Annotated in this window: 17 protein-coding genes and 1 tRNA gene; 4 read left to right on the top strand and 14 right to left on the bottom strand. The window is 33.9% G+C overall.

The window, feature by feature from the left end:
• From FYJ58_RS04210 to FYJ58_RS04225, 4 genes are all read right to left on the bottom strand, one after another.
• Entirely contained in the window at window positions 1-999 is a 999-nt protein-coding gene (locus FYJ58_RS04210) for a glycoside hydrolase family 130 protein (protein WP_154517703.1), read from the bottom strand.
• Between the two features lie 129 nt (window positions 1,000-1,128).
• A complete protein-coding gene (locus tag FYJ58_RS04215; protein ID WP_154517706.1) occupies window positions 1,129-2,607 on the bottom strand; it encodes an ABC transporter substrate-binding protein in 1,479 nt (492 codons plus the stop codon).
• Between the two features lie 64 nt (window positions 2,608-2,671).
• Window positions 2,672-3,601: a carbohydrate ABC transporter permease gene (locus tag FYJ58_RS04220; protein WP_154517709.1), complete on the bottom strand. Its 930-nt coding sequence runs from the start codon at window positions 3,599-3,601 to the stop codon at window positions 2,672-2,674.
• A gap of 16 nt (window positions 3,602-3,617) precedes the next feature.
• Entirely contained in the window at window positions 3,618-4,592 is a 975-nt protein-coding gene (locus FYJ58_RS04225; RefSeq protein WP_154517712.1) for an ABC transporter permease, read from the bottom strand.
• A gap of 393 nt (window positions 4,593-4,985) precedes the next feature.
• On the opposite strand from FYJ58_RS04225, the gene FYJ58_RS04230 reads away from it, so the two are divergent.
• From FYJ58_RS04230 to tenpIN, 3 genes are all read left to right on the top strand, one after another.
• Complete coding sequence (locus FYJ58_RS04230) at window positions 4,986-6,041, top strand: LacI family DNA-binding transcriptional regulator (protein WP_154517714.1); 1,056 nt, start codon at window positions 4,986-4,988, stop codon at window positions 6,039-6,041.
• Between the two features lie 124 nt (window positions 6,042-6,165).
• Complete coding sequence (locus FYJ58_RS04235; RefSeq protein ID WP_154517717.1) at window positions 6,166-7,392, top strand: M20 metallopeptidase family protein; 1,227 nt, start codon at window positions 6,166-6,168, stop codon at window positions 7,390-7,392.
• Between the two features lie 577 nt (window positions 7,393-7,969).
• Entirely contained in the window at window positions 7,970-8,407 is a 438-nt protein-coding gene (gene tenpIN / locus FYJ58_RS04240; protein WP_154517720.1) for a type III toxin-antitoxin system TenpIN family toxin, read from the top strand.
• Between the two features lie 477 nt (window positions 8,408-8,884).
• Here tenpIN and metA read toward each other — a convergent pair whose 3' ends face one another.
• From metA to FYJ58_RS04265, 5 genes are all read right to left on the bottom strand, one after another.
• A complete protein-coding gene (gene metA / locus FYJ58_RS04245) occupies window positions 8,885-9,790 on the bottom strand; it encodes a homoserine O-acetyltransferase MetA (protein ID WP_154517723.1) in 906 nt (301 codons plus the stop codon).
• Window positions 9,791-9,847: 57 nt separating this feature from the next.
• Window positions 9,848-11,800: an NAD-dependent DNA ligase LigA gene (gene ligA, locus FYJ58_RS04250; protein ID WP_154517726.1), complete on the bottom strand. Its 1,953-nt coding sequence runs from the start codon at window positions 11,798-11,800 to the stop codon at window positions 9,848-9,850.
• 7 nt (window positions 11,801-11,807) lie between these two features.
• On the bottom strand, window positions 11,808-12,533 hold the full coding sequence (locus FYJ58_RS04255; protein WP_154517852.1) for a pseudouridine synthase: 726 nt from the start codon (window positions 12,531-12,533) through the stop codon (window positions 11,808-11,810).
• A gap of 221 nt (window positions 12,534-12,754) precedes the next feature.
• Entirely contained in the window at window positions 12,755-13,459 is a 705-nt protein-coding gene (locus FYJ58_RS04260) for a DUF975 family protein (RefSeq protein WP_154517729.1), read from the bottom strand.
• Between the two features lie 50 nt (window positions 13,460-13,509).
• The gene (locus FYJ58_RS04265; RefSeq protein WP_154517732.1) at window positions 13,510-14,262 is read right to left on the bottom strand and encodes a hypothetical protein; all 753 of its coding nucleotides are present in this window, start codon (window positions 14,260-14,262) and stop codon (window positions 13,510-13,512) included.
• Between the two features lie 262 nt (window positions 14,263-14,524).
• Between FYJ58_RS04265 and FYJ58_RS04270 the strand changes: the two genes are divergently transcribed.
• A tRNA-Arg gene (locus FYJ58_RS04270) sits at window positions 14,525-14,598 on the top strand.
• A gap of 119 nt (window positions 14,599-14,717) precedes the next feature.
• On the opposite strand, the gene FYJ58_RS04275 is transcribed toward FYJ58_RS04270, so the two are convergent.
• From FYJ58_RS04275 to FYJ58_RS04295, 5 genes are all read right to left on the bottom strand, one after another.
• Window positions 14,718-15,710 (bottom strand): DUF5688 family protein, encoded by a 993-nt coding sequence (locus FYJ58_RS04275; RefSeq protein WP_154517735.1) that lies wholly within the window; start codon window positions 15,708-15,710, stop codon window positions 14,718-14,720.
• A gap of 112 nt (window positions 15,711-15,822) precedes the next feature.
• Window positions 15,823-16,512 carry a hypothetical protein gene (locus tag FYJ58_RS04280; RefSeq protein ID WP_154517738.1) on the bottom strand — a complete coding sequence of 230 codons (690 nt, stop codon included), beginning with the start codon at window positions 16,510-16,512 and terminating at the stop codon, window positions 15,823-15,825.
• Complete coding sequence (locus FYJ58_RS04285; protein WP_154517741.1) at window positions 16,493-18,049, bottom strand: putative bifunctional diguanylate cyclase/phosphodiesterase; 1,557 nt, start codon at window positions 18,047-18,049, stop codon at window positions 16,493-16,495. The genes FYJ58_RS04280 and FYJ58_RS04285 overlap by 20 nt, the downstream gene beginning before the upstream one ends.
• Before the next feature lie 99 nt (window positions 18,050-18,148).
• Window positions 18,149-18,664, bottom strand: coding sequence for a CYTH domain-containing protein (locus FYJ58_RS04290; RefSeq protein ID WP_154517744.1), 516 nt, complete (start codon window positions 18,662-18,664; stop codon window positions 18,149-18,151).
• A gap of 97 nt (window positions 18,665-18,761) precedes the next feature.
• Window positions 18,762-22,862, bottom strand: coding sequence for a DUF5057 domain-containing protein (locus FYJ58_RS04295; protein WP_154517746.1), 4,101 nt, complete (start codon window positions 22,860-22,862; stop codon window positions 18,762-18,764).
• Between the last annotated feature and the right edge of the window lie 38 nt (window positions 22,863-22,900).

Genomic DNA, 22,900 nt, shown 5'->3' on the forward strand with positions numbered 1-22,900 from the left:
CTACTTTTCTGTCAGCGGATGCTGTTTCATATAATTTATCAATTCATCTACTGTTGTAAATGCAAGACCTGTTACTGTATCTGCACAACCATAGTAAATTGCAATTCGTCCGGTATCGGCATCAGTTAATGTCGCACATGGGAAAACTACATTCGGAACATCTCCAACACATTCGTATATCTCATATGGTGCCATAATATAAGCCGCAGAACGAAGTTTTACTTTCCAAGGCTCATCAATGTCTAATAATGCACAGCCCATACGATATACAAAACCATTACATGTATTAATGACACCATGATAAATGAGAAGCCATCCTTCATCGGTTTCAATTGGAACCGGACCCGGACCAATCTTTGTACACTGCCATGCAGATTCATCCTCTTTATAAGTAGACATAACATGTCTATGATGTCCCCAATATTCCATATCATTGCTTTGGCTATAAAAAATATCGCCAAAAGGTGTATGACCCGTATCACTCGGTCTGCTTAGCAAAGCATATTTTCCATGAATTTTTCTTGGGAATAACACGCCGTTTCGATTATATGGTAAAAAGGCATTTTCCATCTGATAAAACGTTTTAAAGTCAAAGGTATATCCCATGCCTATCGTCGGTCCATGATATCCGTTGCACCATGTAATATAATAACGATCCTCAATAAAGCATACTCTTGGATCGTAACGATATTCTCTTTTTAAAATTTCTGGGTCTGCACCTTCAAAAATAATTGGTGTATCATTGATTTCCCAATGAATTCCATCTTTACTGAAACCGGCAAAAATATCCATGCTGATACATTTACTGTCACACCGGAAAACACCTGCAAAGCCATCTTTATATGGTACAACTGCACTGTTAAAAACACTGTTGGAACTTGGTATCGCATCCCTTTGAATCACCGGATTTTGACTATAGCGCCACACCGGCATCTGATAGTTTTCTGGTTTTTCCTGCCATGGTATATTGGCAAGAGATTCTCCTATTATTTTGCTCATTTTATCTTCCTCCTAAACCATTTTCATAAAAAGAGGTGTCTCTTTTGGTTCTTTGCCATGAAACAATATAAATCTATGACTTAACCTACAGAGACACCCCTCTTTTTTACCTATCTTTGCTGGATTTTATTATTTATAAGCTGCATCAATCTGTGCTTGTGCTTCTTCCATTACTTTATCAAATCCTGCTGTCTTTAATTCTTCACTAATCTTCTTGACTAATTCTCTTGGCTCTTTTGCACCTGTAAATAATTCACTCTTATACTTTTCATATACAGAACGGCAGTTAGCAAGTTCTGTTTCAATCTTAGAAGTATCTAAGTTAAATCCTAATAATACAGATGGAGTTGCTTTTTCATTTAATTCTTTTACTTCATCCCATTGATTAAATTCATCTGTTGATAATTGGGATACGTTAAAGAATGTTCCCTGTGTATATCCTGCCATTTTCCATTCATTGTTGATTCTCTCAATTTTTCCATCATCTGTATAATTAAAGTTTTCACCTTCTAAGCCGTAGTAGAACGCATCTCTTATTTTAGAATCTGTATTAATTAACTGTAAAAACTCTAAGCATTTTTCTGGATATTTTGTACCAGAATAAATTGCATTTAATGAACCACGAACTGTTGTATTAGATACTACTGTATCGCTGAATTGAATTGCTTCTGCTTCTACACCCATATTAGGACCCCATGTGGATTTTGCTGCACCAGACCATCCTTGTGCTGTAAAGAACATTCTATACTCTGGAACCTGATCTGCATTTGGAGCATCTGCATTAATAATTCCTTCTTTATACATCTTATGAATAATATCTAATTGAGAAAGAATATCCTCTTGTTCTAACGCATTTACTACAGTACGGGAATCATCATCATATCTTACACCTATAGGTGGAAGTCCGGCTCCCATTTGATCATATACAGAAAGAAGCATATCTGCACCGCTCTTATCCATTACATATGGAGATGTTCCTTCTCCGTCTTTAATTTTCTTTAACGCCGGCTCTAAGTCTTTGTATGTGTTGATGTTTTTATAATCAATACCATATTTTTCTGCCATTGCTTTATCCCATACAAAATATTGAGTAGCAGAGCTATCTTTATAAGTAGGAACAGAATAAATCTTATCGTTAATGGAAACTGCTTTCCAGTAATCTTCTGGAATATATTTGTATAATTCTGGTGCTGCTTTTGGTAATAAATCTGTAATATCTAAAAATGCACCTAAATTTACTTCTGAATTGTATTTTGTAGAATCTGTAAACAAAATATCAAAATATTCTCCGCCGTTTGTAACAACACTTCTTCTATTTTCCCAATCAGCCCAGGAAACAACTTCTACATCAATATTTACACCAATTTTTTCTTCAAGAAGTTTATTTACATGTTCCTGCCATGCGTCGTAGTTACTTGGCATACCGGCACCAACCTGAATCCATTTTAATGTAACAACTTCATCCTTTCCTTCTTCTTGACTTTCTTCTGTCTTTGCTTCCTGACCTCCATTGTTTGCTTCTTCACTCTTAGATCCACATCCTGCCAGTGAAGTAACTGTCAATGTTAATGCTAGCATTGCAGCTGCAAATTTCTTCATTTTTCTCATAAATACATCCTCCTTTTGCTATTTCATTGCCTCTATATAAACCCTTTTTGAGTCTATATCAAAATCATCCCTTTACTGCTCCAATTGTCAGACCCGAAATAAAATATTTTTGGAAAAACGGATATGCACATGCAATTGGAACGATAATAATAATTGCGATTGCCATTCTGGCACCTTCCTGTGGCATTGCATTTTTATATTGCTGTAATGTAACGCCCATTGCCGGATTCTTTGCAAGTGCCTGAATATTTTGTAAAATGCTATTTAATAATGCCTGTAAAGAATACAGCTTATCCGTATTAATATACAAGGAAGACTGGAACCAGTCATTCCAATATCCAAATGTCAAAAATAATCCAATTGTAGCAATTACCGGTTTTGAAATTGGAAGTACGATTCTTGTAAATATGCTAAGCTGAGCAGCACCATCTATCTTCGCCGATTCAATAATAGAATCCGGTATCGTCGTCCTAAAAAACGTCTTACAGATTATAATGTTAAAAGAAGATACCGCCAATGGCCAAATTAATGCCCAAACCGAGTTTTTCAAACCTAACATATTTGTGTTTACTACATAGGAAGCAATCATACCTCCATTAAATATCATTGGAATAAATACTACCATTGTCAAGAAACCTTTTAACTTATAGTTTGGTCTTGATAACACATATCCCATTGTTGTTGTAAGAATAATACCGATTATCGTTCCAACAATTGTTACAAATAGTGATACTCCCAATGCACGTAATATGGTTTCTCCCTCGCCAAGTAAAAACCTATAAGCACCTAGCGAAAATTCTTTCGGAATGAAAGAATAGCCATAACGTTTTAGGGTCTCCTCTGAAGTAATGGAAATCATAAATACGAAAATAACCGGTAAAATACAAATTAAAGAGCATAAAACAAAAATAACATTAAAAATTACATTTGTTTTCGGTGCAATCCGATTTAAACGATTCATTCCTTCTTGCTCTACTTCTTTCTTCTTAGCCATGCTTTTCACTCCTCTCTTATATAATTGCACTTTCATCATCAATCTTCTTTACAATCCAGTTTGCTAACAGAATTGTAATACAGCATGCAACCGATTGGAAAAAGGTCGCCGCAGCTGTCATGCCAATTGGTGTTGACGACTGTAACGCATTATATACGAAGGTATCAATTGTTGCTGTTGTTGTAAATATAGATCCGGAAGCTCCTCGACTAATCTGATAGAACAGACCAAAATCAGAGTAGAAAACTCTACCTATATTTAAAATAAACATCATGATAACTACCGTTTTTAAACATGGAAGTGTAATATAACGAACCTGCTGTTTTTTATTGGCTCCATCAATAACTGCTGCCTCATATAAAGTTCCATCAATACCAGTAATACTTGCAAGGTATACTACCATGCTGTAACCCATTGTCTTCCACACTTGCATAAAAACCAGAATAAATGGCCAATAGTTTTTCTCCATATACCACTGAACAGGATCTTTTCCCATGCTTGTTAAAATCTGGTTAAATAGTCCTTTATCTACACTTAGAAAAGCATAAACAAAATATGCAACTACAACCCATGACATAAAATGTGGAAAAAACATCATTGTCTGGTATACTTTTGACTTTCTCTTACTGTAAATCAGATTAATCATAATTGCTAGCGTAACCGGTATTAAAATCCCTAAAATAATAAAAACTACATTATACAAAATTGTATTTCTTAGAAGTACAACAATATCATTTGATTTTATTAAGAACTCGAAATTTTTAAAGCCTACCCATTCGCTATGTAACAGATTATACAAAAATCCCTTTCCAGGAATTATTTTATAATCTTTAAAAGCAATTATAATTCCAAACATTGGCATGAAGCTGAATAGGAAAAACCAAATTGTAGTTGGCAATGCCAATAGTGAAAGTTCGGTATCATCTCTTGTCCAATGCTTCTTCTTATGCTTCTTAACAATTTGATTTTTACTTTTGTTAACATTACTCATAAAGGATACCTCCTTTTACAATTTCATTTGTTTATCCCTTGAATATAGCTTAACATACTTTACAAAAATATTCAACAATTTTTTAACATTATTTTTTATATTTTTTTACATAAATACCAATTTTCTTTTTAATCCATAAACAAACTATTGTTTTTTATACATTTTTTCTATTTTTCAACCTCATTTTCCTTTCTATATTATATCTTTTTTTTGCCTCCATTTCTTTGTTTTCGCATCAATATTTTATCTTTTTTTAACTTTTATTACTTAAAATCGTTGCATTTTATTAAACCCCCATTGTGATTTTTTACTTTATATGTTATAATGTTTACAATTATTAAGAACATAACATTATTTTAAATTGAATTTTTCCGAAAAGGCAGGAACATTACAATGAAAAAAATTACAATGCAAGATATTGCAAATGAACTTAATATCTCAAGAGTCACTGTTTGGAAGGTTTTTAATAATCATCCCGGAGTATCCGAGCCATTAAAACAGCAAGTCTTAAAAAAAGCACAAGAATTAGGATATCGTAAAATAGGACAGATTCCTGTTCAAGAGGAGCCAAACGTAACACCTGCTCCTTCCACAACAGACACAACTACGGTTTCTGTTGTAGTATCAAGACCGGAGTCTTCCATGTTTTGGACAAATATTATTCACCAAATTGCAAAAGAATTGAATAAATTTCAAATCAATTTGATGTATACCTATCTACCTTCCCGCATGCCGGAACATTACACACTTCCAGCTGTACTTACAGACGGAACTGTACAGGGAATTATTGTATTAAATGTTTATGACTTAGATATGTTTCACGCTCTCAATCGTCTAAACATTCCAAAGGTATTTCTTGATTCGATAACTGCTGTTGCCCCTGAAGAGCTTACCGGAGATTTAATTTTATTAGAAGGGAAATCTAGTATCCGACAAATTACGAATTCTATTATTGAAAAAGGACGAATAAAAATTGGTTTTATCGGAGATATTAATTATGCCAGAACTAACCTGCACCGTTATGAGGGTTTTCTTCAGGCAATGCAAGAGCATAGACTGGATGTAAATCCTGAATTCTGTATGACAACACCAATCGGTATTGACACCTATGCAGAAGAAATCAGTGAATTTTTAAATCATTTAAAACAAATGCCGGAAGCATTTATCTGTGTCAGCGATTATGTCGCTCATTTTGTATTAAAATACTTATTAGAGCATAACTATAATGTTCCAGCTGATATAGCAATTTCTGGTTTTGATGGTCGCTCGGAATATTTAGATACACCAGATTACCTGACTACGGTACCCGTTGAAACAAGAGCTTTGGGGAAAAAACTTGCACGACAGCTTTTATATCGCATGCAGTATCCAGATTTTCCATTTGAGGTAATTTATCAATATTACAAAGTACTCTATTCTTCATCCACCGATTTTGATTACAAACTTTAAAAAGATATATTTAAAAACTTGACAAAAATAAAAAATTGTGTCTACTATAATTAAATAATAATTACCAAAAAGCATACCGTTAACTGAAACGCCGTATGCTTTTTCAAACGATTGGAGTGTATTTATGAAAAGTAAAGAAATATTACAGGAAGCTAACAATCAATCTGAAAAAATTATAGCTAACAGGCGTTATCTTCATACGCACGCCGAAACAGGATTTGACCTGACAGAAACCATTTCCTATGTAAAAAATGAACTTATTTCAATGGGTTGCACACCAGTTGACTGCGGAAAATCTGGCATTGTCACACTTATAGGTGGTCAAAAAAATGGAAAAACATTTTTACTTCGTGCTGATATGGATGCACTTCCAATAGAAGAGGAGGCAGATGTTACTTTCCGCTCACAAACTGGAAAAATGCATGCTTGCGGTCATGATATGCACACTTCTATGTTGTTGGGAGCCGCACGAATTTTAAAAGCCCACGAATCTGAAATTGAGGGAACGATTAAACTAATGTTCCAGCCAGCTGAAGAAATCTTCGAAGGTTCCAGCGACATGATTCATTCCGGCTTATTAAAAAATCCAGATGTCGATGCAGCTTTAATGATACACGTTATGGCAGGTCTTCCATTTGAACCTGGTACTGTTGTTATATCCTCACCAGGTGTCAGTGCACCGGCAGCAGACTATTTTGAAATTCGTATTCAGGGAAAAGGCTGTCACGGTTCTATGCCAAATACCGGAGTTGATCCAATTAATGTTGCTGCTCATATTTTAATTGCCCTTCAAGAAATTAATGCAAGAGAACTGGCATTAATGGACAAAGCTGTATTAACAATCGGAACAATTAACGCTGGTGTAGCAGCAAATGTAATTCCAGACACAGCCGTTATGGGTGGTACTCTCCGAACTTATGATGAAGACGTAAGAGATACCATCAAAACAAGAATGTCAGAAATCGTGTCAGGTATCGCCTCTACTTTCCGTGCAGAGGCAGAAGTCGTATTTGGAAGCGGTTGTCCAACTTTGGTTAACGATCAATCCCTTTCTTCTTGCGCTGAAAACTATCTAAAAGAATTACTTGGTCAGGAAAAGGCCTTTACATCTGAACAGCTTCAGGCAATGTCCGGACCGGGAAAATCATCAAAGACGGCTGGTTCAGAGGATTTTGCATATGTAAGCCATGAAGTTCCTTCCATTATGATAGCATTAGCGGCCGGTCAGCCAGAAAAAGGCTACTGTTATCCACAACACCACCCAAAAGTAAAGTTTGACGAAACAGCTTTATCAACTGGAAGTGCTGTTTATGCCTATACTGCAATGAAATGGTTAGAAGAGCATAAATAAATTAAAACTATAATCACCTTTCAATGGTATTTCGCCCACTTTACAAACTCAACAATAACACACAAAAAAAGAAAATATCAATGATAAAACTTCTTACCGTATTACACTTAAAAATGATATTCTTCTATATTACTGTAATAACACCTTAAAATTGATTGCTAAAGGTGGGATATTAAGTGGAGATATTTATCAATTATATCGTTCTGAGTATTTGGAAAGTATGAAACAACAAAACAAAATGGTTTGTTTGCTGATTACTAAAATTGAAGAAGATATAAAACAAATGTTGTCGTGGAAAAATTAAAAGTTTGTATATTATGTATAATTAATTATTATTTTTTTGATTGTTTTTCTACTGTTAATTCTGTAAAAGTTTGTTATAATATAGATAAAGATATCTCTTTATCTTCCTGGTAGAAGATTTCTCGTAGAGCCACGAGAAGTAAATTAAAGAAAGCTCATAGAGAATATTTGGTTGTAGGGCGCAACCAAGTAAAAATAAAGAAAAGTCCACTGAGAAGATATCTTCCTCTGGTTTGGAAACAGACCAGAGGTTTTTACTATAATGGAGATAACTATGCAATATACATTTTTATCAAAGAAATTTTATGAAGATTATTCTAAAAATAAATACCCACAAATAGAAATGAAAGAAAATAGACCTTATGCTCATATTTATCTTGAATTATATGGCTATACTTTCGCCATTCCGCTTAGGTCGAATATAGACCATCCACATGCATTTTTTACAGATAAGAAAAATAAATGTGGTGTTGACTATTCTAAATCAGTTGTAATTACCAATCAAGATTATATTGATACGTCTACTAAAGTTTTCTTAAGAAATAACGAGTTTAAAAAATTACAAGGAAAAGATTACCGAATTAAGAAAGAATTTCAAAAGTACATAGAATTATATAAAAGAGCTAAAACTGATAAAAATGTACCTCACAGAGATAAAATAATAAGCTTTTCTACATTACAATATTTTGAAGAATACATAATGAAATTATAAATGGTCTTTTAAAAGGAAAGAATTGAAAATAAAAAGTTATTTTAATTTATAATCGTAAATTTTAGAGTTGCTACATTTGTAGTAACTCTTTTTTATATAATCGGAAATTCCTTCTGCCGGAGGAACCTATAAAAAAAGTCCTGAATAAAAGCGGGCACAGAAACAGGGCGATTACTGAAAGAGGTCTATATAGAAACCTTCTTCTGGTTCATCACTATCCTAGTTGTCATCTTCGCTTAGGAAATAGTGCATGTCCAATAAATCTGACTCTGACATGTTTTTGACGAGTTTTGCAATCATCCTCTCGGGTGGGTTTTGAATGTATTTGTTGCGAAGTTCCTCTAGAGCTTTTGAATCCATGATTGTTTACATCTCCCTGTCTACTGATATAGACAGTATGAAGCAGACAGGAAGATAAATCAAGAATCCTTTAAAATCCCTTAATATAGCTTATTTACTGTATTTCCAAGCATTTACCTACAACTCATATGGCGTCATCTGATATACATAATAATTCAGCCAATTAGCATACATCGTATTCGCATGTCCTCTCCACCGAAGTAGTGGCTTCTGATCTGGGTCATTATTTGGATAATAATTTTTTGGCAGCGCAATTTCAAGACCTTTCTTTTTATCTCTTTTATATTCCGCATCTAAAGTCATTCGGTCGTATTCTAGATGTCCCAATACAAAGATTTGTTTTCCTTCTTTTGCATAAACAATAAAAACTCCTGCTTCTTTCGATTCTGCCAGAATTGTTAAATTATCATTTCCCAATATTTCTTCTTTATTTACTCCTGTATGGCGGGAATGAGGTGCCCAGAATACATCATCAAAACCTCTTACAAATGGACACTTTCGATGAAAAACTTCATGCTCAAATAAACCAAACATTTTTTTATCCAGCAAATATTTATGTACCCCATAATGATAATAAAGTCCTGCCTGAGCTCCCCAGCATATGTGCAATGTTGACGTCACATGTGTCTTAGACCATTCCATAATTTTTTTCAATTCATCCCAATATGCCACCTCTTCAAATTCCATCTGTTCAACCGGTGCCCCCGTAATAATCAAACCATCAAATTTTTGTTCTTCCACATCCTCATAAGTCAGATAAAACTTATCTAAATGACTCGCCAATGTATTTTTTCCAATATAAGATGCAGTTGTTAAAAAAGTTACATCTACCTGCAATGGTGTATTCGATAGACTTCGAAGAAGCTGCACTTCGGTTTCTTCTTTCAATGGCATTAAATTTAATATCGCAATTTGTAATGGTCGAATGTCCTGTGATAACGCCCTGTTTTCATCCATCACAAATATATTTTCATTTTCTAATACTTTTTTCGCCGGTAAATTATTTTGAACTTTAATTGGCATCTTTTTACCTCCCCTTTTCATTTGAACTTATACTGCTGTAACATGACCTACAAAATACTAAAGCATATCAATAAATTCCTGTTCTGTAATAATTGGTACACCTAGTTCTTTTGCTTTTTTATTTTTCGATGAATTAGATTCTATATCGTTGTTAATCAAATAATTTGTCTTTGAAGTAACAGAACCTGTTACTTTACCCCCTTTTTCCTCAATTACTGCCTTCACCTCGTTTCGATTTGCAAACTGGTGAACAGAACCGGTAATAACAAAGGTAAGCCCTTCTAATGACTGTTCCTCTTTATTCTCTTTCATTTCTTCTAAATGAATTTCTTTTAATAAATCATCAACAATTCGATTATTTTCCTCTTTCTCAAAATACGCTTCAAAAAACTTTGCAATTACCTCTCCCACACCTTGGATTTCTATCAATTGTTCGGCTTTTGCATGTCGGATTTTTTCAAATTCATAGCCAAACTCTTTACAAATCAATTTAGCATTTGATAAACCAATATTAGGAATACCCAGACTGTACAAAAATTTAACTACATTAGTTTTTCTGCTTTTTTCAATCGAATCCATCATATTTTGAAATGATTTTTCTCCAAAACCTTCCATTGTGACAATCATATCCTTATGCTCATTTAATTTGTAAATATCCGCAATCTCTTTTATTATTCCAATATTAATCAGCTTTTCCAACGTTGCCTCTGAAAGCCCTTCAATGTTCATCGCGTCCCTGCTCACAAATAAAGTAAGTGATTTCACTTTTTTGGCTAAACATTCTTTATTTATACAATATAATGCTTTTACGCCGTTTTCATTTTTAATAACTGTTTCATGTTCGCATACCGGGCAATGTTCAGGTATCGGCAAATTACCACTTTTTGTTAAATTTTCTGCAATTTGTGGTATAATCATATTTGCTTTATATACAGTTATTGTATCACCTATTCCAAGCTCCAAATTTTCAACAATACTAATATTGTGAAGACTTGCTCTGCTTACCGTCGTTCCTTCTAGTTCCACCGGCTCAAATATCGCAACCGGATTAATAAGACCTGTTCTTGAAGCACTCCATTCTACCTCAGTCAATTTTGTTTCTTTTATTTCATCTGCCCATTTAAATGCAATGGAATCCTTCGGAAATTTTGCCGTTCTCCCAAGGGACTGTCCATATGAAATATCATCGAATATGAGAACAAGACCATCGGAAGGAAAATCATTCTGCTCAATTTGCTTTGAAAACCAAAGAACGGTTTGCTCTATTGTTTCCTTTTGAACCATTTTTCCCTCAACAACCTCGAATCCCATGCTTGCAAGCCATTTTCTCTGTTCTTCTCTGGAATTCTTAAAATCAACTCCATCCGCTTGCACAAGTGCAAAAGCAAAAAAGTGAACGTTTCGTTTTGCCGTGATTTCACTATTTAACTGACGTACTGAGCCACTACATAAGTTTCTTGGGTTCTTGTATTTCGCATCAATCAAATCAATTTCCTGATTAATTGCCTCAAAATCCGAATATTTTATTACTGCCTCGCCACGTAAAACCAATTCTCCCTTATAAGAAATACGAAGTGGAAGATTTTTAAATGTTTTGGCATTATTGGTTATTACTTCACCTGTTACACCATTTCCTCTTGTTACCGCCTTCACAAGTTCACCGTTTTGATAAGTTAAAACAATCGTCAACCCATCCAATTTCCAAGAAAGAATTCCTTCTTTCTCTCCAAGCCAGTCTGCCAAAGCTGCGACCTCTTTTGTCTTGTCCAAAGAAAGCATCGGATACGCATGATTTTCTTTTGGAAGTTCACTTAAAACCTCATATCCTACTGACACAGTAGGACTACCAGCCATCACAATATTGGTTTCTTTCTCTAACTCAACCAGTTCATCGTATAACTTGTCATATTCGAAGTTACTGATTATTTCTTCTGCATCTTGATAGTAAGCCTTCGCTGCCTTATCTAACGTTAAAATTAACTCTTTCATCCGTTCCAACTTTGAATTCATATTTGTATTATTCCTCACTTCTACTATTTAGATTTGATTCTAAAATTTTCTTTTCCATTGGAGTTATTTTGCGGTATGTTCCCACTCGAAGCCGTCCAAGCTCAATATTCATAATACGAATACGTTTCAATCGGGAAACCTTATACCCTACAGCCTCACACATACGTCTAATCTGCCTGTTTAATCCTTGTGTCAAAATGATTTTAAAAGTCTTTTCATCAAGAACCGTTATCTTACATGGTCTGGTTGTCCGTTCCAGCTCTTCTAAATAAATTCCTTTCTGCATCGTATCAACCATTTCTTTTGTAATCTTTTTATTGACTGTTACAATATATTCTTTTTCATGATAGTTACTTCCCCGTAATATTTTATCAACAAGTTCGCCTTGATTTGTTAATAAAATCAGACCTTCCGATTCCTTATCCAGCCTTCCAATCGGATAAATTCGTTTTCCATAATTAATATAATCAACTATATTATTTTTATCCTTTTTGCTCGTTGTGCAGACAATTCCTCTTGGCTTGTGAAAGGCAATCAGAATATCTTCTTCCTCTTTTATCACAGGTTTCCCGTCAACTTTAATCTCCTGGTCTGGAAACACCTTTTCTCCCATCACTGCCTTTACACCATCCACAGTAATTCTTCCTGCTTCTAGCAATCGGTCTGCCTCTCTTCTTGAACAATATCCAGCTTCGCTTAAATATTTATTGATACGGATTCCTTCCTCTTTCATTGATTGCATTTCTCTTTCTCCTACTACATATCGTTAACTCTTTCGTATCCTCACTCATGAGGGACTTGCTCCACTTTGCGTGCCAGATGCGTGTTGCATACTTTTTGCAACAATACTCCTTTCGCATCTGTGCACATCCTCGCGGAGCGTTTTTGCTTTATAGGGGACGAAGTTTCCTATAAAGCAAGAGAGGGTGCACTTCTGCACCCTCTTATTATATCCTAAAAAATATTTTTTGAAAAGCCACATAACTCAGCTTCGTCTGTCACTCCTTCTTGCAGAACATGAGCTCTCTGTGCTGCATAAAGCTCTGCTTTTGTTGCTTCAATATATGGTGCAACAAATAAGATACCAATTCCACAAAGCAACAGACCCAAAAGTGACCATCCAATAAAGGATAATTCCAATACAAAAATATTCCATTTAAATCCATTTGTCATTTGACGGCTTAATTCAAATGCTCTCTTTCGAGAAATCTGTGGGTTTTCCATAATAATATATGGAACAAAATAATATTCATAAGTCTTTATTATTCCAGGTATGAAAAGCAATAAAGACCAAAGGAAGATGAATATCTGCTTTAATAATAGTGTCCCTATCGTATGCAAATAATTTCCGTTCGTAAATCCCGAAAACATGTCTGTAAACTCTGTGTCATACTGTCTGGAACGCATAAAAAAGTAACATTTTCCTGCAAGAAGCGGCAATGCCAAAAAAATCATAAACAAAAGCGTAAACGCAGTTCCTGAAAAGATAACAGTTGTAGGCAGCTCGTTTCCAAAAATCTTACTATAATTGGATACAATCTTATACGTAGAACCAACATTAGCAATTAATTCTCCTACTAAAACAACCGCAAACGATAACCAATAGGTTCGTTTTAACACCTCTTTGGCATTTTGTTTTAACTCTCTTCTAGTCCACATCCTATTTTCCCCTTTCCTCTCTTGGCAAATCCATTTGCCTATAATATATCTTATTCTGATTTTTTATCATTAGAAGTTTTCTCTTCTTTTGTTTCTTGTGTATCTTTATCAGAATTTGAAGCTTTTGTACCATTATTTAATACTTCTTCATTAAACTTCTTTAAATCTGCATCAATGCTTAACGCCTCTTCCAATTTTGTACTTACTTTATCTACTAAATTTTGGACTTCTTCCTCTTTATCGGTTTCTAAAATAAACTCACTAATCTTAGCATCTGCACCATTAAAAATCTGGAATTGTCCATCATCTGTTTTCTGCAGGTATAAACGACTTAATCCAGGTGCTAGTGTCTTTATATCTTTAAATTTATACTCACTATAAATATATACAAGATAGCTTCCTTTCTCAAGTCCCTTTACTGTATAACACTCAATATTTTTAACATCATCAACATATCTGTACTTAGCTTTTATTTCTTTTTTATTAATTAAATCAGGATTTGAATGGATTTCCTTTAAAAGATCCATATCACATTTCATTCCCCCACTATAATAACTTTTAACTAGCTTTATTATTTTTTTATTTGCTGTTTTTGTTAATACAGGTTCTTCTGGTTCTTCTGTTGGTTTTGGTGTTGCAGTTGTCTCTTCTGCTTTCTTTTCCGTATTTTCTGTTGCTTCTACTTTTTTTTCTACTTCTGTAGAAGTTTTTTTCGATGGTGATACAATCGAAAATACTACTAATCCAATAAACATTGTTGACATCGTTACTAATAAGACCATTTTTTTATATTTTAATTTCATTTTATTTCTCCTTTAATTACCCAAGATTCTATACTTTTTCATTCGGGTCATATCCTAAATAATATTATCAAATATATCCTGAAAAATCAATACTAATATTACCACGATTAACTGTTTTGTAATATTTTTGTAATATTTCTATTCTTTTCCTATTGATTATACCTCAAATTAAACTCTATGTAAATCAAATTTTTTTACAAAAGGTATTTACATTTCTAACCAGATTGTATATAATAGACTATGTGCTTATGAAAAAGTATTTGCATCCGTTGCATAGCTGGATAGTGCATTGGCTTCCGACGCCAAAGGTCGCAGGTTCGAATCCTGTCGGATGCATATAAGAATTCTAAAAACAGGGAAGAAATCTTCAATACTAGATTTTTCCCTGTTTTTATTAATACATATAATCTGGTGAAATAGTTCTTCTATCGTATTTCTTTTTATTTATCTTGCTTCTAGATAGAAAATGCATTGGTTTCTCTGGAATACAAATACACCTGATTCGATAAAACTTCTTCTTTTGGTACTTGTGTTCCATTTATATCTGATACCATCGCTTTTAAAACTTCTTTTTCTAATTTTACATCATTAGGGATTAATAGAACCTCATGAATACTACTCGGTAGTATATAGAAATCAGACTGATATGTTTCGGCGAAATCCCGAATCACATCTTCATAGATTAAAGTACCTGCTCCATTCCTTCCACAGGTATTCGTCAATACATAAATTGGCGGGCTATCACTTTTTTTCAAACCGCCGGTTAAAGAATTCATCACACTCTCGATAACTTTTTCCTTATACTCTTCTTCCAAAACCGGCATGGACTCCATCGTATAATGATCTAGAACTCTCTGTATATCTTGTTTTATAATTTCTTCTATCACTTCTTCCATTGTACAGATTCTAGCCGGAAAAATACGTGGTGTATTAATACTTGCAAGTTTTAATAATTCCTTTTTATCAATCTTCCATTCATTAAGCCAGTCATTGGTAACTTGGATTGTCCCAATCTCATTCGTATCTTTCCGAATCAGGCAGTGAAATACTATCGCCAAATCTAAAAATTTAAAATGAGGAATCTGCTCTAATAGCTCTTTATTTTTCTCATAGTTGACTAAGCGGTAAATAATACGGTTTTTTACTGCTTCAAAAGAAATATCAAGTGTATTATTCAACAACTCTTTTTCTCTTTTACAGTTTTCATAACAGCAGAGAATTTCTTCTACAATCGAATCAACCGATCTTCCATGACAAAACTCTTCATAAAACTCTTTTATATAAATACTAGGGGTAACCTTCTCTCCCTTCTTCAAAATTAAAATACTTTCGAGCTTCGTTCCATTATTTTTAATCACGGAATCTTTTGTAATCTCATACTCCTCTCCCATATAACATCTAAGCTTATTTATAACTGCATCAATAAATTGTACAATTGTATCTTCCATTCAATCTCCCCTTCTCAATTTAGTAATAGTAAAATGTTATTGTCCCTTATTTTACAAGTCTTACTCGAAAATAACAACTCCAATTTTCACCAAACTTTTTCTCTTCTTTTGTCTATTTTTCCGATGCCGCACTGTAAGCAATAAAAACTTGTCCCGGCAAATAGAAAAGCCACATACCAAGTCCGGAAATTTTTGTCATATGATTTAACATCTCAAAATCTAGATAAGAAGATGCCTGATAGATTCCTACATTCAAATCACACAGGAAATATAAAATAAAACCAATTGTCAAAAAAACAGCCTCTTTATTATGATGATAACTTATAAGCAGTTTACAAAGATTATAGGAAAAACAGGAAAAGTAGAAAATTGCGGTTTTTAAAACAACATCAATTTCTACTCCAAAAAATAAAAGAAGGAATAAAACAAACGCCGTTATGATCAGACAAATAACAACCTGGCAAATCATTTTTTTCCTTTCTCGCCCGCTCAGATAATAAGAATATAGTCCCTGAACACACAGAAATGCGAAAAGTCCTGGTAAATAATTTTCTGTGAACAAAAGAAAACAATCGGCTACCAAAAGAAATCCATAAATCCATTTAAAGATTCTCTGTTTCCAACTGCTTACTGCTTCTTTTGCACTCCAAACATAGAAAGCACAAAAGAAAATTCCAACATATTTGAAAATACCAGACAAAAGAATCTCTTGTCTGGTAATGTCTAATATGAAAAAATTAATATAAATAAAACTTTCAAGAATAAAAAATAATTCTGTTCTCCTAGAACCAAATCTCTCCATCTAATTTTCCGCCTTCCCGTACAATCTCAAGAAGCCGTCCTGCCGCTTTTGCAGGCACAGGCTCACTGTATAAAAACCCTTGTGCCTGATTGCATTTTGCATCTTTTAAAAAGTCTTCCTGGCTTCCACTTTCCACCCCTTCTGCAATGACATTGATACCTAATGCTCTTGCCAGAGAAATTAAAGTGGATATAATTGCTCTGCTATCTCTATCTTCGGTAATGCTGTCGATAAAACTTTTATCCAGTTTTAAACTATCCAAAGGAAGGTGTTTTAAATAATTCAATGAAGAATAACCGGTTCCAAAATCATCCAAGGAAAACAAAACACCTTTTTGTCTTAAGTCAAGAATACACTGCATTGTATAATTAATATCTTCAATCGCAATTTCTTCTTTAATTTCTAACTCCAAACAATTTGGAGCTATTCCCGTTTCCTCAATAATATTACTAACCATGGAAACCAAATGTTTATCTCTAAACTGTCGTCTCGAAAGATTGACTGCAAGAATCACGGAAGGAAATCCCTGATTCTCCCATTCTTTTAATTGTTCACAGGCTCTTTTTAATACCCATTCACCAATTGTTACAATCAAACCGGTTTCCTCGGCAACCTGAATAAACTCCGCCGGCAATATAACACCCTTTGTTGGATGATTCCAACGAAGTAATGCCTCGAAACCTATAATTTTCTCATTTTCCAAGTCAATTTGTGGCTGATAATAAATATCAAATTCCTGATTTGTTATTGCACTTCGAAGCTGAGCCTGAATTTCTATTTTGTCCATCAAATCTTTATTAATTGATTCATCATAATAAAAGTAAGTATTTTTCCCATTACTCTTCGCTGCATATAATGCAGAATCAAGATTTTTCAGCACGGTCTGAGTCGTCTTTCCATCCTTTGGAACAAGACAGACTCCAATACTTAATGTCACAAAAAATTCACGGGCAGCAAGCACAAACGGATAAGAAAAAATGCTTTGAATCTTTTTGATTTTTTCTTCATAGACACCAACATCTTCAATGTTCTGAGTTAATATAATGAATTCATCTCCACCAAAGCAGGATAAATAATCATTTTCGTCTGTAATCTGCTTAATCCGGTCGGTTGCATCAATAAGAAGCTCATCTCCATAGGAATGGCCAAGCAATTCATTAATTCGCTTAAAATTATCTAAATCAATATACATCAGGGCGATTGTTTCATCTTTTCGGAGCGTTTTTATCACACTATCTAATTGTTCTGTAAAAGCTGTTCGATTTGGAAGCCCTGTAATGTGATCGGTATATGCGGTTTTTTTATATTTTTCTTCGCTCTTTTTTAACTCTTCGTACTTTTCAATAATGATAGTATTTTCATTTTCTATCTTTTCATATTCTTCTTTTAGCTGATTATAACTTTCATTTATTTCTGTATATTTTTCTTTTATCTGTTCCTCTGCTTTTCTATTTTTACGATACTTTGTAATATAGTATAATAAGAAAAGAAATAAAAAAACACAAAGAATAGAAGTTGTAATTATTATCCAATTCATAAATAATCATTCTCCAACCAATTAATCTCTCTTGGTCATTATACTTGATTTTAATCGAAAAATCTACCTTTATCTATATTCTTAACAGATGATTCCATTTTATTCCTTTTCTTTTTCCGAGCGAAACAAACCTAAACCGTCTTCATAAATTAAATTTTTATTTAAATATCGTGAGTCAAAACTTACATCCTCATCAAACCACTCCGGAGCAATAAAATTTTTTGCCTGTTCTAATGAATCAAACTCTACCTCGACAAAACACAGCCCCTCCAACGCACCATGAAAAACGTCAAGCTCTGCTTTTCGCTCCCCTTCTAATGGAATGATATATCGTGTCTTTTCGATCATATTCCCATCTACTTTTTTCTTCAGATGCGTATAACCTTCTTCCGTCAAAAAGACCTCTACCTCTTGATTTACTCTCGCTTCTGCTTCTTCCTCATCCTCCGTTTTTACCCCAAGCTTTGATTTATAAGTAAGGATATAAGAATCATTACTTTTTCGAATTCGAATTACAGGTGATTCACATAAATACCCTTGTTCTATTCTTTTAGACGGATAAGTTTCATATCCTTCCGGTAAATATTTTACTGTATATTTCTTTTCGATTTCCATATTATATTATCTCCGTTCCTTTTTTTCTATTGTATCCAAACAGGCCTTTACTTGCAACTAAATTGTATTAATTTCCAAAGTAAAGGCTCGTTTTCTCTTAATCAAGTAAAAATAATGAACGTTTTTTTATTTCTACTTCTGCCACTCCCACTTGATTTTTTACATTTTTTGCATATATAATGACTTTTCTTTTTCCCTCAATGTTATAATTACTATTTTCATAATTAAAAGCATATCGACGTCCACTTACCAAACTGTTTCCGCTTTTTACCGAAAAAACATTATCTTTATCCGCATTAATGATTCTTCCCGAATCCAAATCCAACACGGAAGTAATTCTTGTACCATCCTCCATATAAATCTTTGCCTCCTCCAGATTTTCGGATAAGAGATTTACCTCCCATGGCACAAACACAATCTGTTGAGTCCCGGATTCCTCAAATGTATCCGTCTCATTTTTTGAAAAATCCTTATTAAGATACAAATAGTATGTATTTTTTCCTTCTCTTTCTTCCAGACACACAGTTCCTTCATTTTCGACCAAAACAACCGGTGGCTTATAAGAAGCCCGATAAGAAGCAATCATCGTATTGACAAATAAACGAACCTCCATATCATTTGTAACTTTTGAATGTCCCACGCCGGAATACGTTACATTACCCCTGTTATAGATATAATAATTATTTGTCGCATCTTTCGGAGAGACTCCATAAACATTACTGTTCTTATGAATTTTATCTTCAGCAAGACAATACCATACCGTTAATTTTTCATCTTCAGGATTTAATTGAAAATATTGTCCATGTGTAACAGCCGTTTCAAATCCGGGATCAATTTCATATGGATAGTGAGTTATCTGCCCTTCGTTTAAACGTTCAACACGATTTGTAGCACAATTGTCATCATTGTCTATTTTTAAATCCTTAAAATTCATATATTGCGGATAATATCCATAAGCATCTTCTAAGTATCCGCCCTGTGCAATTCGTTTTAAGGCGTAATAAGTATACCCATGTATTTCTTTATAACTATCCCTTCCATCTGGTTTTGTTGCTTTATCTTTTTTATCCAACTCCTCTTTAAGCTTTGTTCCCGAATATAAAAGCGGTGTTCTCGCCCCAAATCGGTCCATTCCCAGTGTTTCCCTAAAGTAAACACTGGCATGATATCCATAACCCTTTTGATTTTCTGAATTGTATAGGGAAGTCACGTCATGAGTAAACAATACACTTTTTCCCTGGTCAATAAAATACTGTATGTAATCCAATGCCCCATATTGATTTGAAATATCATCATACATATCAGCAAATCCGAGAATCAGCATATTATAATCCTTTAGTTCACTTGGTACAATCGGTTCATTTTTGTGAAACTCATTACCAGGCTGTTTAAAAATCTCCTCATATTCCTCTATTGTTTTCGTTTCAAATTGGATTGTATAATCATTTAAATTACTTGTATATTTTTTAAATTTCTCATCTTCTTTTAAGACCAGTGTACTATTATAGTTTGCATTGATTTGAAGCACTCGAATCTTTTCTTTTTCTTTTTTTGAACGCTTAACTGCACAATATCCTGTTTCCACCTTCCGAATCGCCCTGTTACCTGAATCAAAAATTTCAAGTTTCCAAGGTATCGCTCCGATGTACACATCTGGCAATGAGAAACCTTTTCTTGGAATTGTATATTCAGTTCCGTCTGCTCTAAAACCCCTCTCCCTGCTATAGATTACTTCTGATTTTTCATTTTCGTCAAAATGACCATCTCCATTTACATCTACAAATAACCTGACTCCATAGGATTTATCTTTTATCTCGTCCTCCGATTCAAGGCGGAATGTAAATGTAAATTCTTTTGAATCTCCATTTTCCGTTGTATTTATATAATTTGGTTTGTCAATCGTACCATCGCTATTGTTATCTTCACCATTATATTGATTTGGTTTTTTCAATAGGATAAGCTTTGGCCTTTTGGGATTTATGAAAGGCGAAAGGGAACCTGCATTCTCTTCACTGGCCAAATTATTATATTTCATTTTATTTTCTTTTACAAACCGATAAACATTAGAACTGGTATCAACAACTTTTTTTGTATAAGAAGTTTCTGTCCGATACAAATCTGAGTCCATCAATATTGGAAGACCAGCTTTCAAAAAATCCTCCAGTTTTTCTTTTTTCAAATTAGATATATCATTGCCTGGCAAACGACATGTTGTATCGTTTATTGTCGTCCCGAAAGAATTTTTTAACCATTTTACAGAATACTTTTCTCCACTAATAATTTTATCACCGACATGAAGGTATATTTTCCCATCTAAAGTACTATCATTATAAACCGGAAGCTGTTTTGTCCGAACCGAATCAATATAAAAATCCTTTAGCCGGAACGCACCACGATTTAACCCCATATAAATCAAATCATATTTGCTATTAATGTCCTCAATTCGTCCTATAAATTCAGATGAAGTCATAGGTGTTATTACAATTTTCCCTTCGATTGACGGAAGATACCACCGTAATGCAAACGAGTCCATTGTAAATTCATTACATGGTTCAATATCTAATACAGAAAATTCATCCTCTTCCTTTTCTTCTTTTCCCCTCTGATCGGGTCCGATAATATATTCAACTGCCGAAGCAGGCGATTTATCGGTATCATTTTTTTCTTTTAAATACTCCAAAAAAGAATGCGAATATTTTGTATCTGCAATTGCTCCCGTCGCATAAAAAGAAGTCATTGTATTATCTCCATTATAAGTAAACACATGACCATGAACGGATTCACTGTTTCCAACTTCCGGATCCAGTCGTTTTTCATTCCATTGCTCATTATCATTCCAATAAGTATATGGATTTTTCCCCGTTTCGCCAATTGCAGGATTGACCATTAAAAATGTATACTGTGTCCAATAAGTGCTTGCAATATCTTTTTGCAGGCTATATTTTCCATTTGCAATCAATGGTTTCTCCTCACCATCGTTTCCATAGAAAAATAAGTTATGGAATAAAACCGGATCCATTGTCCGAAGCATAATACCAAGTTTAAATACATTATTATTACTTCCGGTTAAGCTTGCATTTTCTCCGATAACCTTTTTGTTAAAATCATAAATCTGCGTTGTAACCTTTTTTGTATTCAAATCTCCAATTCGACCGGCTATCCCCTCCGTTATGAAATTCCAATCATAAATAACACTGACATAATCTTCTTTTGCAACTACCTTCTTAAATATCTTTTCAGCTGCTTCCCATGAAATATCATAAGTTCCAAATGTACTTCCTCTTTTTTTCAGTTCTTCCTGTTTAAAGTCTTTTCCATACTTCTCCCACATGGAAACTAACGCTTCATTATGAGAACGGTATTGAAATGAAATAAGATTCGCCTTATCGATCCATTGCAGATTCTGATTTAATTCATGCGGTTCAATCGTTTTAAAATAAACATAATAATTTTCCATTTCTGACTCAGAAGAAAGACCTAATGTCCGTTTTAAAAAGTTATTTTTATTTTTATATTCATATACTCCGCCTTTTCTCGTTCCTTTGTCTGTTCTCTTTGTATACCAGCGCTCTCCAGCTTCTTTCAATAATTTACCCGGTTCTGTATCAGTCTCCTTCATCCCATAAACACTGTGCCACACAATAGAGCCTTTTCCCTCTGTCGTTTTTTCCATTTTCTCCCATTGTTTATTGTTTTGGTTGAAATTTCCTCTTCCATTACCAACATACTCATAATAACCATATAATGTTGTTTCTTTTCCATCCTCCCAGCTATCTGCCAATTCTTCTTTTTCATCTAAAAAAACTGTCTTTTGAACCCATTTTACATCCGCTGTTCCCATTGACTTTAGCGTATCTAATGTAGGTTCTGTGGATGAATTTTTCGTCAGCATTTTATCAATTTCAATTGGTTCTGCACCTTCAAGCTGATAACCAAACTCAGCAACTCCTTTATAAGGAACGATTTCCAAAATAACAAAAGGATTTTCTTTACTTCCTCTTGGTTTCGTCCTATCTTTCTTAATCTGTTCAAGTTCTGTTATAATCGTTGTTTCCATAACGGGTTCTCGTCTTTCCGCTCTTTCCGCATGAAACCAAATGTTTTGAAAAAACTCACTCTGATAAAGTACAGTTCCAAACAAGCAAAATGCAACTGTTAACAGAATAATACGCCATTTTTTTCTTTCTTTATTCCTCATATAACAGACCCCCTCTTTCCTTCTACAATCATATTCTC

This window comes from Velocimicrobium porci (assembly GCF_009696045.1).
Lineage (GTDB): Bacteria > Bacillota > Clostridia > Lachnospirales > Lachnospiraceae > Velocimicrobium > Velocimicrobium porci.

Bases quoted from the DNA above. Each gene is read 5' to 3' on its own strand.
- FYJ58_RS04255 (WP_154517852.1), bottom strand. From the start codon at position 12,533: ATGAAAGAGGAAGGAATCCGTATCAATAAATATTTAAGCGAAGCTGGA.
- ligA (WP_154517726.1), bottom strand. From the start codon at position 11,800: ATGAATTCAAAGTTGGAACGGATGAAAGAGTTAATTTTAACGTTAGAT.
- FYJ58_RS04225 (WP_154517712.1), bottom strand. From the start codon at position 4,592: ATGAGTAATGTTAACAAAAGTAAAAATCAAATTGTTAAGAAGCATAAG.
- tenpIN (WP_154517720.1), top strand. From the start codon at position 7,970: ATGCAATATACATTTTTATCAAAGAAATTTTATGAAGATTATTCTAAA.
- FYJ58_RS04210 (WP_154517703.1), bottom strand. From the start codon at position 999: ATGAGCAAAATAATAGGAGAATCTCTTGCCAATATACCATGGCAGGAA.
- FYJ58_RS04295 (WP_154517746.1), bottom strand. From the start codon at position 22,862: ATGAGGAATAAAGAAAGAAAAAAATGGCGTATTATTCTGTTAACAGTT.
- FYJ58_RS04275 (WP_154517735.1), bottom strand. From the start codon at position 15,710: ATGGAAGATACAATTGTACAATTTATTGATGCAGTTATAAATAAGCTT.
- FYJ58_RS04280 (WP_154517738.1), bottom strand. From the start codon at position 16,512: ATGGAGAGATTTGGTTCTAGGAGAACAGAATTATTTTTTATTCTTGAA.
- FYJ58_RS04215 (WP_154517706.1), bottom strand. From the start codon at position 2,607: ATGAGAAAAATGAAGAAATTTGCAGCTGCAATGCTAGCATTAACATTG.
- FYJ58_RS04290 (WP_154517744.1), bottom strand. From the start codon at position 18,664: ATGGAAATCGAAAAGAAATATACAGTAAAATATTTACCGGAAGGATAT.
- FYJ58_RS04265 (WP_154517732.1), bottom strand. From the start codon at position 14,262: ATGAAATTAAAATATAAAAAAATGGTCTTATTAGTAACGATGTCAACA.
- FYJ58_RS04230 (WP_154517714.1), top strand. From the start codon at position 4,986: ATGAAAAAAATTACAATGCAAGATATTGCAAATGAACTTAATATCTCA.
- FYJ58_RS04235 (WP_154517717.1), top strand. From the start codon at position 6,166: ATGAAAAGTAAAGAAATATTACAGGAAGCTAACAATCAATCTGAAAAA.
- FYJ58_RS04285 (WP_154517741.1), bottom strand. From the start codon at position 18,049: ATGAATTGGATAATAATTACAACTTCTATTCTTTGTGTTTTTTTATTT.
- FYJ58_RS04260 (WP_154517729.1), bottom strand. From the start codon at position 13,459: ATGTGGACTAGAAGAGAGTTAAAACAAAATGCCAAAGAGGTGTTAAAA.
- metA (WP_154517723.1), bottom strand. From the start codon at position 9,790: ATGCCAATTAAAGTTCAAAATAATTTACCGGCGAAAAAAGTATTAGAA.
- FYJ58_RS04220 (WP_154517709.1), bottom strand. From the start codon at position 3,601: ATGGCTAAGAAGAAAGAAGTAGAGCAAGAAGGAATGAATCGTTTAAAT.